Annotated in this window: 8 protein-coding genes; 6 read left to right on the top strand and 2 right to left on the bottom strand. The window is 53.7% G+C overall.

Annotated features, from left to right (window positions below):
• Nucleotides 1-39 precede the first annotated feature (39 nt).
• From thiC to thiH, 6 genes are read left to right on the top strand one after another with little or no spacing between them, the layout of a single operon-like run.
• Nucleotides 40-1,935: a phosphomethylpyrimidine synthase ThiC gene (thiC, locus tag A1SC_RS04920; protein WP_001517538.1), complete on the top strand. Its 1,896-nt coding sequence runs from the start codon at nt 40-42 to the stop codon at nt 1,933-1,935.
• Nucleotides 1,935-2,570 carry a thiamine phosphate synthase gene (thiE, locus tag A1SC_RS04925; protein WP_024191932.1) on the top strand — a complete coding sequence of 212 codons (636 nt, stop codon included), beginning with the start codon at nt 1,935-1,937 and terminating at the stop codon, nt 2,568-2,570. Before thiC ends, thiE begins: the two co-directional genes overlap by 1 nt.
• Complete coding sequence (gene thiF / locus A1SC_RS04930; RefSeq protein WP_001517536.1) at nt 2,563-3,318, top strand: thiazole biosynthesis adenylyltransferase ThiF; 756 nt, start codon at nt 2,563-2,565, stop codon at nt 3,316-3,318. Before thiE ends, thiF begins: the two co-directional genes overlap by 8 nt.
• Entirely contained in the window at nt 3,302-3,502 is a 201-nt protein-coding gene (gene thiS, locus A1SC_RS04935) for a sulfur carrier protein ThiS (protein ID WP_001166252.1), read from the top strand. The genes thiF and thiS overlap by 17 nt, the downstream gene beginning before the upstream one ends.
• 1 nt (nt 3,503) lies before the next feature.
• The gene (gene thiG, locus A1SC_RS04940) at nt 3,504-4,274 is read left to right on the top strand and encodes a thiazole synthase (RefSeq protein WP_016262756.1); all 771 of its coding nucleotides are present in this window, start codon (nt 3,504-3,506) and stop codon (nt 4,272-4,274) included.
• Entirely contained in the window at nt 4,271-5,404 is a 1,134-nt protein-coding gene (thiH, locus tag A1SC_RS04945; RefSeq protein WP_016262755.1) for a 2-iminoacetate synthase ThiH, read from the top strand. Before thiG ends, thiH begins: the two co-directional genes overlap by 4 nt.
• Before the next feature lie 241 nt (nt 5,405-5,645).
• On the opposite strand, the gene rpoC is transcribed toward thiH, so the two are convergent.
• Nucleotides 5,646-9,869: a DNA-directed RNA polymerase subunit beta' gene (gene rpoC, locus A1SC_RS04950; RefSeq protein ID WP_000653962.1), complete on the bottom strand. Its 4,224-nt coding sequence runs from the start codon at nt 9,867-9,869 to the stop codon at nt 5,646-5,648.
• Nucleotides 9,870-9,945: 76 nt separating this feature from the next.
• Complete coding sequence (rpoB, locus tag A1SC_RS04955) at nt 9,946-13,974, bottom strand: DNA-directed RNA polymerase subunit beta (protein WP_001314338.1); 4,029 nt, start codon at nt 13,972-13,974, stop codon at nt 9,946-9,948.
• Between the last annotated feature and the right edge of the window lie 57 nt (nt 13,975-14,031).

Here is a 14,031-nt window from a genome sequence, read left to right as displayed (position 1 = left end):
TCGTCTGACAAGCCACGTCCTTAACTTTTGGAATGAGCTATGTCTGCAACAAAACTGACCCGCCGCGAGCAACGCGCCCAGGCCCAACATTTTATCGATACCCTGGAAGGCACCGCCTTTCCCAACTCAAAACGGATTTACATCACCGGCACACATCCTGGCGTGCGCGTGCCGATGCGTGAGATCCAGCTTAGCCCGACGCTAATCGGCGGCAGCAAAGAACAGCCACAGTACGAAGAAAATGAAGCGATTCCGGTCTACGATACCTCCGGCCCGTATGGCGACCCGCAAATCGCGATTAACGTACAGCAAGGGCTGGCAAAACTGCGCCAGCCGTGGATCGATGCACGCGGCGACACTGAAGCACTCACCGTTCGCAGTTCCGATTACACTAAAGCGCGACTGGCGGATGATGGCCTCGATGAACTGCGTTTTAGCGGCGTATTAACGCCAAAACGCGCCAAAGCAGGCCATCGCGTTACGCAGTTACACTACGCCCGCCGGGGCATCATCACGCCGGAGATGGAGTTCATCGCCATTCGCGAGAACATGGGGCGCGAGCGCATCCGTAGCGAAGTTTTGCGCCACCAGCATCCGGGTATGAGCTTTGGTGCTCGCCTGCCGGAAAATATCACCGCGGAGTTTGTCCGTGACGAAGTCGCTGCCGGACGCGCCATTATCCCCGCCAATATCAATCATCCGGAATCTGAGCCAATGATCATTGGTCGCAACTTTCTGGTGAAAGTGAATGCCAATATCGGCAACTCAGCGGTCACCTCTTCCATTGAAGAAGAAGTGGAAAAACTGGTGTGGTCCACGCGCTGGGGAGCGGATACTGTGATGGATCTCTCTACCGGTCGCTATATTCACGAAACCCGCGAGTGGATTTTGCGCAACAGCCCGGTGCCGATCGGTACTGTGCCGATCTATCAGGCGCTGGAAAAGGTTAACGGGATCGCTGAAGATCTTACCTGGGAAACGTTCCGAGACACGCTGCTGGAACAGGCCGAGCAAGGTGTGGATTACTTCACGATTCATGCGGGCGTTCTCCTGCGCTACGTGCCAATGACCGCTAAACGTCTGACCGGTATTGTGTCGCGCGGCGGTTCGATTATGGCGAAATGGTGCCTCTCCCATCATCAGGAAAACTTCCTCTATCAACACTTCCGCGAAATTTGTGAAATCTGCGCCGCTTATGACGTTTCGCTGTCGCTGGGCGATGGCCTGCGTCCCGGTTCGATTCAGGATGCTAACGATGAAGCACAGTTTGCCGAGCTGCATACGCTGGGCGAACTGACCAAAATCGCCTGGGAATATGACGTGCAGGTGATGATTGAAGGCCCCGGGCATGTGCCGATGCAAATGATTCGCCGCAATATGACCGAGGAGTTAGAGCACTGCCACGAAGCACCGTTCTATACCCTCGGGCCGCTGACTACCGACATTGCGCCGGGCTATGACCATTTCACTTCGGGGATTGGCGCAGCGATGATTGGCTGGTTTGGCTGCGCGATGCTCTGCTACGTAACGCCAAAAGAGCACCTGGGTCTGCCCAATAAAGAAGACGTTAAGCAGGGACTTATCACCTATAAGATTGCCGCCCACGCCGCCGACCTGGCAAAGGGGCATCCGGGCGCACAAATTCGCGATAACGCCATGTCGAAAGCCCGTTTCGAATTTCGCTGGGAAGACCAGTTTAATCTGGCCCTCGATCCGTTTACCGCCCGCGCTTACCACGATGAAACCCTGCCGCAAGAGTCTGGCAAGGTCGCCCATTTCTGCTCGATGTGTGGACCGAAATTCTGCTCGATGAAAATCAGCCAGGAAGTGCGCGATTATGCCGCCGCGCAAACCATTGAAGTAGGAATGGCGGATATGTCGGAGAACTTCCGCGCCAGAGGCGGAGAAATCTACCTGCGTAAGGAGGAAGCATGATGTATCAGCCTGATTTTCCTCGTGTACCTTTTCGTTTAGGGCTGTATCCAGTAGTGGACAGTGTGCAGTGGATCGAACGCATGCTGGACGCGGGCGTGCGCACCCTCCAGCTACGCATTAAAGATCAGCGCGATGAAGAGGTGGAAGCTGATGTCGTAGCGGCAATTGAACTGGGTCACCGCTATAACGCACGACTGTTTATCAACGATTACTGGCAACTGGCGATCAGGCATCAGGCGTATGGTGTCCATCTGGGGCAGGAAGATTTGCAATCCACCGATCTCGCCGCTATCCGCGCGGCAGGCCTGCGGCTGGGCGTTTCGACCCATGATGACATGGAAATCGACGTCGCGCTGGCAGCACGCCCTTCTTATATCGCACTGGGGCATGTGTTCCCCACGCAAACCAAACAGATGCCTTCCGCGCCGCAGGGGCTGGCGCAACTGGCTCGGCACATTGAGCGCCTGGCTGATTATCCCACCGTGGCGATTGGCGGTATCAGTCTGGCGCGCGCACCTGCGGTGATGGCGACGGGTGTCGGTAGCATCGCCGTCGTCAGTGCCATTACCCAGGCGACAGACTGGCGTGCGGCAACAGCTCAGTTGTTGGAAATTGCAGGAGTTGGCGATGAATGACCGTGATTTTATGCGTTATAGCCGCCAAATCCTGCTCGATGACATCGCCATTGAAGGCCAGCAAAAACTGCTCGACAGCCAGGTGCTGATTATCGGCCTTGGCGGGCTGGGTACGCCTGCTGCGCTGTACCTGGCTGGCGCTGGTATCGGAACTCTGGTGCTGGCAGATGACGACGATGTGCATTTGAGTAATCTGCAGCGGCAAATCCTCTTTACCACTGAAGATATCGACCGCCCGAAATCGCAGGTCTGCCAACAGCGACTGACGCAATTGAATCCCGATATTCAACTGATGGCATTACAACAACGGCTAACGGGTCATGCCTTAAAAGATGCGGTAGCACAAGCCGATGTGGTGCTCGACTGTACCGACAATATGGCGACTCGCCAGGAGATTAACGCCGCCTGCGTGGCACTCAACACGCCGCTTATCACCGCCAGCGCGGTCGGTTTTGGTGGTCAGTTGATGGTACTGACGCCGCCCTGGGAACAGGGGTGTTATCGCTGTCTGTGGCCGGATAACCTGGAGCCTGAACGCAACTGCCGCACGGCGGGCGTGGTTGGCCCGGTGGTCGGGGTTATGGGTACTTTGCAGGCACTGGAAGCAATTAAGTTATTAAGCGATATAGAGACACCTGCGGGAGAACTCCGTTTGTTCGACGGTAAATCGAACCAGTGGCGCAGCCTGGCGTTGCGCCGCGCCACAGAATGCCCTGTATGTGGAGGATGCAATGCAGATCCTGTTTAACGATCAACCGATGCAGTTCGCCGCCGGACAAACTGTTCACGAGCTGCTGGAGCAACTCAATCAACAACAAGCGGGCGCAGCGCTGGCGATTAATCAACAAATCGTCCCGCGCGAGCAATGGGCGCAACATATCGTGCAGGATGGCGACCAGATCCTGCTTTTTCAGGTTATTGCTGGGGGGTGAGATGTTACGTATTGCGGACAAAACGTTTGATTCACATCTGTTTACCGGCACCGGGAAATTCGCCTCTTCGCAACTGATGGTGGAGGCGATCCGCGCTTCCGGCAGTCAACTGGTGACGCTGGCAATGAAACGCGTCGACTTGCGCCAGCACAACGACGCTATCCTCGATCCGCTTATCGCTGCGGGTATGACGCTGCTGCCGAATACTTCCGGGGCGAAAACAGCAGAAGAAGCCATTTTCGCTGCTCACCTGGCACGTGAGGCGTTAGGCACACACTGGCTGAAGTTGGAGATTCACCCTGATGCCCGCTGGTTGTTGCCCGATCCCATCGAAACCCTGAAAGCCGCCGAAACACTGGTGCAGCAGGGGTTTGTCGTGCTGCCTTACTGCGGTGCCGATCCGGTATTGTGCAAACGTCTGGAAGAAGTCGGTTGCGCGGCGGTAATGCCGCTCGGCGCACCAATTGGCTCTAATCAGGGACTGGAAACCCGCGCCATGCTGGAGATTATTATCCAGCAAGCCACGGTTCCGGTGGTGGTTGATGCGGGCATCGGCGTTCCGAGTCATGCCGCGCAGGCGCTGGAAATGGGGGCCGACGCCGTATTAGTAAATACAGCGATTGCCGTCGCGGACGATCCCATCAACATGGCAAAAGCATTTCGTCTGGCAGTAGAAGCTGGCCTGCTGGCGCGTCAGGCTGGGCCTGGCAGCCGAAGTAGCTTTGCTCATGCCACCAGCCCACTGACCGGATTTCTGGAGGTTTCAGCATGAAAACCTTCAGCAATCGCTGGCGAGAACTGGACTGGGACGACATCCGTCTGCGCATCAACAGTAAAACGGCCGCTGACGTAGAGCGGGCGCTAAATGCGCCGTCACTTACCCGCGACGACATGATGGCATTGCTCTCGCCTGCCGCCAGTGATTATCTGGAACCACTGGCCCAACGGGCGCAACGTCTGACACGCCAACGATTTGGCAATACCGTCAACTTCTACGTCCCGCTCTATCTTTCTAATCTTTGTGCTAACGACTGCACCTATTGTGGATTTTCCATGAGCAATCGCATCAAGCGCAAAACGCTGGATGAAGCAGACATCGCCAGGGAAAGCGCCGCTATTAAGGCAATGGGCTTTGAGCATCTGTTGCTGGTCACCGGTGAACATCAGGCGAAAGTAGGGATGGATTACTTTCGTCGCCACCTTCCTATCCTGCGTGAACAGTTCTCTTCGCTACAGATGGAAGTACAACCACTGACAGAAGCGGAATACGCCAAGTTAAAGCAACTTGGTCTGGATGGGGTAATGGTTTATCAGGAGACATATCACGAGGCGACGTATGCCCGCCATCATCTGAAAGGGAAAAAACAGGACTTCTTCTGGCGACTGGAAACACCAGACCGACTGGGTCGTGCGGGGATTGATAAGATAGGCCTTGGCGCGCTAATCGGCCTTTCCGACAACTGGCGCGTTGACTGCTACATGGTTGCCGAGCATTTGCTGTGGCTGCAACAGCATTACTGGCAAAGCCGCTACTCTGTCTCCTTCCCACGGTTGCGGCCATGTACTGGCGGCATTGAACCAGCGTCGATTATGGATGAACGCCAGCTAGTGCAAACCATCTGCTCCTTCCGCCTGTTTGCGCCGGAGATTGAACTCTCACTCTCCACGCGGGAATCACCGTGGTTTCGCGATCGCGTTATTCCGCTGGCAATAAATAACGTCAGCGCCTTCTCGAAAACGCAGCCAGGTGGCTATGCCGACGGTCGCCCTGAACTGGAACAATTCTCACCGCACGACGATCGCAGGCCAGAAGTTGTTGCCGCCGCGTTGACCGCCCAAGGCTTGCAGCCGGTATGGAAAGACTGGGACAGCTATCTGGGACGCGCCTCGCAACGGTTTTGAGACTGAATGTAAGAGCATAAATTTATTCCGAGCAGTTACGAAAGATGGAAAACGGAAACTTGTTGAAAGTCTTCCGTTTTTTTATGGTAGTGCCGTCAGCAGGAATGTTGTCCAGGGCGAAAAGCTTCTTCCTCGTTTCGCCCTGCCTTTCTTAATATTTCTGGTTAACTATATGAATTCTGAACTAAACCCATAAAAAAACCCGCCGAAGCGGGTTTTTAAGTTATTTGTGGATTAACGATTACTCGTTGTCAGAACCACCAAGACCTGCGTTCAGCAGTTCTGCCAGGCTGGCAGATGCGTCTTCTGCAGTCACCTGCGGTGCAGCCGGAGCCTCACCTGCGGCACGGCGGCGCATACGATCCTGGTGATACGCATAACCCGTACCGGCTGGGATCAGACGACCAACGATAACGTTCTCTTTCAGACCGCGCAGTTCATCACGTTTACCTGCAACAGCGGCTTCGGTCAGGACACGTGTAGTTTCCTGGAACGATGCTGCAGAGATGAAGGACTCGGTTGCCAGAGACGCTTTGGTGATACCCAGCAGATCGCGGGAGTAAGTTGCCCCCACTTTGCCGTTCGCTTCCAGTTCGCGGTTTGCGATCTTGACGCGAGAGTATTCAACCTGTTCGCCTTCCAGGAAGTCGGAGCTACCTGCGTTAACGATGGTGGCTTTACGCAGCATCTGACGAACGATAACTTCGATGTGTTTATCGTTAATCTTAACGCCCTGCAGACGGTATACGTCCTGTACTTCGTTAACGATGTAACGAGTAACAGCATGAACACCACGCAGACGCAGAATGTCGTGCGGTGCTTCCGGACCGTCGGAAATAACGTCACCACGTTCTACACGTTCACCTTCGAACACGTTGAGCTGACGCCATTTCGGAATCATCTCTTCGTACGGTTCGCTGCCGTCTACCGGGGTGATAACCAGACGACGTTTGCCTTTGGTTTCTTTACCGAAGGAAACGACACCGCTGATTTCAGCCAGGATTGCCGGCTCTTTCGGACGACGAGCTTCAAACAGGTCTGCAACGCGCGGCAGACCACCGGTGATGTCTTTAGTACCGCCAGATTCCTGCGGAATACGCGCCAGAGTGTCACCAGAGCTGATCTGTACGCCATCTTCCAGTTGAACAATCGCTTTACCCGGCAGGAAGTACTGCGCAGGCATATCAGTACCTGGGATCAGAACGTCGTTACCCTGAGCATCAACGATTTTCAGTGCCGGACGCAGATCTTTACCACCTGCGGTACGCTCTGCAGAATCCAGAACAACCAGCGAAGACAGACCGGTCAATTCGTCGGTCTGACGAGTAATGGTCTGGCCGTCGATCATGTCAGTAAAGCGAACAAAACCGCTTACTTCAGTGATAACTGGCATGGTGTGCGGATCCCAGTTTGCAACGGTTTCGCCGCCAGCAACCTGTTCGCCATCGCCTTTCGCCAGTACCGCACCGTAAGGCACTTTGTAGCTTTCTTTGGTACGACCAAATTCGTCGATCAGTTTCAGTTCGGTGTTACGGGAAGTGATAACCAGTTTACCGCTGGAGTTCACAACCGACTTCACGTTGCTGAGTTTGATGCTACCTTTGTTTTTCACCTGGATGCTGGATTCAGCAGCCGCACGCGATGCCGCACCACCGATGTGGAACGTACGCATGGTCAACTGTGTACCCGGTTCACCGATGGACTGTGCCGCGATAACACCGATAGCTTCACCTTTATTGATGATGTGGCCACGCGCCAGGTCACGACCGTAGCAGTGCGCACATACACCAAAGTCGGTGTCACAAGATACAACAGAACGAACTTTAACCGCGTCGACAGAGTTCTCTTCCAGCAGGTCACACCACTGTTCGTGCAGCAGTGTGTTGCGCGGAACGAGGATGTCAGCAGTACCCGGCTTCAGAACGTCTTCAGCAGTTACACGACCCAGTACGCGATCGCGCAGCGGCTCTTTAACGTCGCCACCCTCGATAACTGGGGTCATCATGATACCTTCATGAGTACCACAATCATCTTCGGTAACCACCAGGTCCTGCGCGACGTCAACCAGACGACGAGTCAGGTAACCGGAGTTCGCGGTTTTCAGTGCGGTATCCGCCAGACCTTTACGAGCACCGTGGGTGGAGATGAAGTACTGGAGTACGTTCAGACCTTCACGGAAGTTCGCGGTGATTGGCGTTTCGATGATGGAGCCATCCGGCTTCGCCATCAGACCACGCATACCCGCAAGCTGACGAATCTGTGCCGCAGAACCACGCGCACCGGAGTCGGCCATCATGTAGATGCTGTTGAAGGAAACCTGCTTCTCTTCCTGACCGTCACGGTTAATAACGGTTTCAGTTTGCAGGTTATCCATCATCGCTTTGGATACACGATCGTTCGCCGCAGCCCAGATATCGATAACTTTGTTGTAGCGTTCGCCCGCAGTTACCAGACCAGACTGGAACTGCTCCTGAATTTCAGCAACTTCTGCTTCTGCCTCGGAGATGATTTCGTGTTTCTTCTCCGGGATGACCATGTCATCAATACCAACAGATGCACCGGAACGCGCTGCATATGCAAAGCCGGTGTACATGATCTGGTCCGCAAAAATAACGGTCGGTTTCAGACCGAGAATGCGGTAGCAGGTGTTCAGCATTTTGGAGATTGCTTTTTTACCCAGCGCCTGGTTGACGATGGAGTAAGGCAGACCTTTCGGTACAATCATCCACAGAATGGCACGGCCAACGGTCGTGTCTTTCAGGCTGGTTTTCGCGACTAATTCACCGTTAGCATCTTTTTCATACTCGGTGATACGCACTTTAACGCGCGCATGCAGAGAGGCCAGGCCAGCGCGATAAATACGCTCAGCTTCTTTCGGGCCAGTCAGCACCATGCCTTCGCCTTTGGCGTTAACACAGTCACGGGTCATGTAGTACAGACCCAGCACAACGTCCTGAGACGGAACGATGATTGGTTCGCCGTTCGCCGGAGACAGGATGTTGTTGGTAGACATCATCAGCGCACGCGCTTCGAGCTGGGCTTCCAGCGTCAGCGGTACGTGAACAGCCATCTGGTCACCATCGAAGTCGGCGTTATATGCCGCACAAACCAGCGGGTGTAGCTGGATAGCTTTACCTTCGATCAGTACCGGCTCAAATGCCTGGATACCCAGACGGTGCAGAGTCGGTGCACGGTTCAGCAGTACCGGGTGTTCGCGGATAACTTCGTCCAGGATATCCCAAACGACAGCTTCTTCACGTTCAACCATTTTCTTAGCAGCTTTGATGGTGGTAGCAAGACCACGCAGTTCCAGCTTGCCGTAGATGAACGGTTTGAACAGCTCCAGCGCCATTTTCTTCGGCAGACCGCACTGATGCAGACGCAGGTATGGACCTACGGTGATTACAGAACGACCGGAGTAGTCAACACGTTTACCGAGCAGGTTCTGACGGAAACGACCCTGTTTACCTTTGATCATGTCGGCCAAAGATTTCAGAGGACGCTTGTTAGAACCGGTGATCGCACGACCGCGACGACCGTTATCCAGCAGGGCATCAACCGCTTCCTGCAGCATACGTTTTTCGTTACGTACGATGATGTCCGGCGCTGCCAGATCCAGCAGACGTTTCAGACGGTTGTTACGGTTAATGACGCGACGATACAGATCGTTCAGGTCAGAAGTCGCGAAACGACCACCATCCAGCGGAACCAGCGGACGCAGATCTGGCGGCAGAACCGGCAGAACGGTCAGGATCATCCACTCTGGCTTGTTACCAGACTGAACGAATGCTTCCAGCAGTTTGATACGCTTGGTCAGTTTTTTACGCTTGGTTTCGGAGTTGGTTTCGTTCAGCTCTTCACGCAGAGTTTCACACTCTTGCTCCAGATCCATGCTCTTCAGCAGTGCCTGAATAGCTTCCGCACCCATCTTCGCGTCGAATTCATCACCGAACTCTTCCAGCGCATCCAGATACTGTTCTTCAGTCAGGATCTGTTGACGTTCCAGGTTGGTCATACCGCCTTCGATAACAACATAGGATTCGAAGTACAGTACGCGTTCGATATCACGCAGCGGCATATCGAGCAGCAGACCGATACGGGACGGCAGCGATTTCAGGAACCAAATGTGCGCAGTCGGAGAAGCCAGCTCGATGTGACCCATACGCTCACGGCGTACTTTAGTCTGGGTCACTTCAACGCCGCACTTCTCACAGATGACGCCGCGGTGTTTCAGGCGCTTGTACTTACCGCACAGGCACTCGTAATCTTTTACCGGCCCAAAGATACGGGCGCAGAAAAGGCCGTCACGTTCTGGTTTGAACGTACGGTAGTTGATGGTTTCCGGCTTTTTAACTTCACCGAAAGACCATGAACGGATCATGTCTGGCGAAGCCAGAGCAATTTTGATCGCATCAAACTCTTCGGTTTTAGTCTGCGCTTTCAGAAACTTTAATAAATCTTTCACGGATTTGCTCCCGTCGGAGTTAGCACAATCCGCTGCCGGGTTTTACCCCGACAGCAGTGACCTGTTTGAGCGAGAATTACTCGTCTTCCAGTTCGATGTTGATACCCAGCGAACGAATCTCTTTCAACAATACGTTGAAGGATTCTGGCATGCCCGGTTCCATCTGATGGTTGCCGTCCACGATGTTCTTATACATCTTGGTACGACCGTTCACGTCATCAGACTTAACGGTGAGCATTTCCTGCAGGGTGTATGCCGCGCCGTATGCTTCCAGCGCCCACACTTCCATCTCCCCGAAACGCTGACCACCGAACTGTGCCTTACCACCCAGCGGCTGCTGAGTAACCAGGCTGTAAGAACCGGTAGAACGCGCGTGCATCTTGTCGTCGACCAGGTGGTTCAGTTTCAGCATGTACATGTAACCTACGGTTACCGGGCGTTCGAACTGTTCACCAGTGCGGCCGTCGTACAGGGTGATCTGACCAGAAGTCGGCAGGTCGCCAAGTTTCAGAAGCTCTTTAATTTCCGCTTCTTTCGCACCGTCGAATACCGGCGTTGCGATCGGCATACCTTTGCGCAGGTTTTCAGCCAGGCGCATCACTTCTTCATCGCTGAAGGTACTCAGGTCAACTTTCTGACGAACGTCAGCGCCCAGATCGTAGGCACGCTGGATGAACTCGCGCAGTTTCGCGACTTCCTGCTGCTGTTTCAGCATGGCATTGATCTTGTCACCGATACCTTTAGCAGCCATACCCAGGTGGGTTTCCAGAATCTGACCGATGTTCATACGAGACGGTACGCCCAGCGGGTTCAGTACGATGTCTACCGGCGTACCGTTTTCATCGTAAGGCATATCTTCGATCGGGTTGATCTTAGAAATTACACCCTTGTTACCGTGACGACCTGCCATCTTGTCACCAGGCTGGATACGGCGTTTAACCGCCAGATATACCTTAACAATCTTCAGCACGCCCGGTGCCAGATCGTCACCCTGGGTGATTTTGCGGCGTTTCGCTTCGAGTTTCTTCTCGAACTCGTGTTTCAGTTCGTCATACTGCTCAGCCAGTTGTTCTAGCTGATTTTGTTTCTCTTCGTCGGTCAGGCCCAGTTCCAGCCAGCGATCGCGCGGCAGTTTGTCGAGCTTCTCAGCTTCAACACCACCGGCTACCAGCACAGCTCGGATACGGCTGAACAGACCCGCTTCGAGGATCTGCAGTTCTTCAGACAGGTCTTTCTTCGCCTGTTTGAGCTGCATTTCTTCGATTTCCAACGCACGTTTGTCTTTTTCTACGCCATCGCGAGTAAAGACCTGAACGTCGATAACCGTACCGGATACACCGTTTGGTACACGTAGAGAAGAGTCTTTAACGTCAGACGCTTTCTCACCGAAGATCGCACGCAACAGTTTCTCTTCTGGGGTCAGTTGGGTTTCACCTTTCGGCGTTACCTTACCAACCAGAATGTCGCCACCGGTCACTTCCGCACCAATGTAAACGATACCGGATTCATCCAGTTTGGAGAGCGCAGCTTCACCCACGTTCGGGATATCAGCGGTGATCTCTTCTGGCCCCAGCTTGGTGTCACGAGACACACACGCCAGCTCCTGGATGTGGATGGTGGTGAAACGGTCTTCCTGAACAACACGCTCGGAGACGAGGATGGAGTCTTCGAAGTTGTAGCCGTTCCACGGCATGAACGCCACGCGCATGTTCTGACCGAGCGCCAGTTCACCGAGGTCGGTGGACGGGCCATCAGCCAGCACATCACCACGCTCAACCGGCTCACCCAGAGACACGCAAGGCATCTGGTTGATACAGGTGTTCTGGTTAGAACGGGTGTATTTGGTCAGGTTGTAGATGTCGATACCTGCTTCGCCCGGGTACATCTCGTCTTCGTTAACTTTGATAACGATACGGGAAGCATCCACGTACTGAACGACACCACCACGTTTAGCAACCGCAGTTACACCGGAGTCAACGGCAACAGCACGTTCCATACCAGTACCAACCAGCGGCTTATCAGCACGCAGAGTCGGAACGGCCTGACGTTGCATGTTCGCACCCATCAATGCACGGTTGGCGTCATCGTGTTCAAGGAACGGGATCAGGGACGCACCGACGGATACCACCTGCTGGGTGGATACGTCCATGTAGTCAACCTGGTCGCGGCTGAACAAGCTGGATTCGCCTTTGCTACGGCAGGTTACCAGATCTTCTACGAAGTGGCCTTCTTCATCCAGGTTGGAGTTCGCCTGGGCGATAACGTAGTTGCCTTCTTCGATAGCAGACAGGTAGTGAATTTCGTCAGTTACAACACCGTCGGTTACTTTACGATACGGAGTCTCAAGGAAGCCGTATTCGTTAGTCTGTGCGTACACGGACAGGGAGTTGATCAGACCGATGTTCGGACCTTCAGGGGTTTCGATTGGACATACGCGACCGTAGTGAGTCGGGTGTACGTCTCGAACCTCGAAGCCTGCGCGTTCACGGGTCAGACCGCCTGGGCCGAGTGCGGAGATACGACGTTTGTGCGTAATCTCAGACAGTGGGTTGTTCTGGTCCATAAACTGAGACAACTGACTGGAACCAAAGAACTCTTTCACTGCTGCAGAAATCGGCTTGGCGTTGATCATGTCCTGAGGCATCAGGGTATCCAGATCGCCCAGAGACAGACGCTCTTTCACCGCACGCTCTACACGTACCAGGCCAACGCGGAACTGGTTTTCCGCCATTTCGCCAACAGAACGGATACGACGGTTGCCGAGGTGGTCGATATCATCGACTTCGCCTTTACCGTTACGGATATCAATGAGCTTTTTCATAACATCAATGATGTCGTCTTTGCTCAGGATACCAGAACCTTCAATTTCTTCACGCAGCAGAGAACGGTTGAACTTCATACGACCAACCGCAGACAGATCATAGCGGTCTTCGGAGAAGAACAGGTTCTCAAACAGGCTTTCAGCGGCTTCACGAGTCGGCGGCTCGCCAGGACGCATCATACGGTAGATTTCTACCAGTGCGCTCAGACGGTCATTAGTTGGGTCGACACGTAAGGTTTCAGAGATATACGGGCCGTGATCCAGATCGTTGGTGAACAGCGTTTCGATACGCTTGTGACCAGACTGGCTCAGCTTAGCCAGCAGATCCAGGCTCAGCTCCATGTTCGCTGCGCAGATCAGCTCGCCGGTAGACTCATCAATATAGTCTTTAGCAACTACTTTACCTGCGATGTACTCAACCGGGACTTCGATCAGTTTTACGTCGTCTTTTTCCAGTTGGCGAATGTGGCGCGCAGTAATACGGCGGCCTTTTTCTACGTACACTTTACCGTTAGCTTCGATGTCAAAAGATGCGGTTTCACCACGCAGGCGTTCCGGCACCAGTTCCATCTGCAGCTTGTTATCACGGATTTCGAAAATAACTTTTTCGAAGAACAGGTCGAGGATCTGTTCAGTGGTGTAGTTCAGGGCACGCAGAATGATGGTCGCAGGCAGTTTACGGCGACGGTCAATACGTACGAACAGGTTGTCCTTCGGATCGAATTCGAAGTCCAGCCAGGAACCACGGTAAGGAATAATACGCGCGTTATACAGTACTTTACCCGAAGAGTGGGTTTTACCTTTGTCGGAGTCGAAGAAGACGCCCGGACTACGGTGCAACTGGGAAACGATAACACGCTCAGTACCATTGATAACAAAAGTACCGTTGTCAGTCATGAGCGGAATTTCGCCCATGTAGACTTCTTGTTCTTTAATGTCTTTTACGGTGCCTTCCGGCGCTTCGCGCTCATAGATCACCAGACGCAGTTTAACGCGCAGCGGTGCGGAATAGGTCACGCCACGGATTTGACATTCCTGGACGTCAAACACCGGTTCGCCAAGGCGGTAGCTGACGTATTGCAGCTCGGAATTACCGCTGTAGCTCTGAATCGGGAACACGGAACGGAAAGCAGCTTCCAGACCATACTGCCCTTCAGGATCTTGCTCGATAAATTTCTGAAACGAGTCAAGCTGGATAGAAAGGAGATAAGGCACATCCAGAACTTGTGGACGTTTACCAAAATCCTTACGAATACGTTTTTTCTCGGTATAGGAGTAAACCATAGGGTTCCTCAGCTCGCTGACAAGTCGACCCATCTGTCCATTGAGCGGACAGTTTGT

Origin of the sequence: Escherichia sp. KTE52, assembly GCF_000408325.1 — a bacterium.
In the GTDB taxonomy this organism is placed as follows: Bacteria; Pseudomonadota; Gammaproteobacteria; order Enterobacterales; family Enterobacteriaceae; genus Escherichia; species Escherichia marmotae.
Note: the sequence above shows the minus strand (reverse complement) of the source record. Positions and strands in the feature narration are given on the sequence as shown.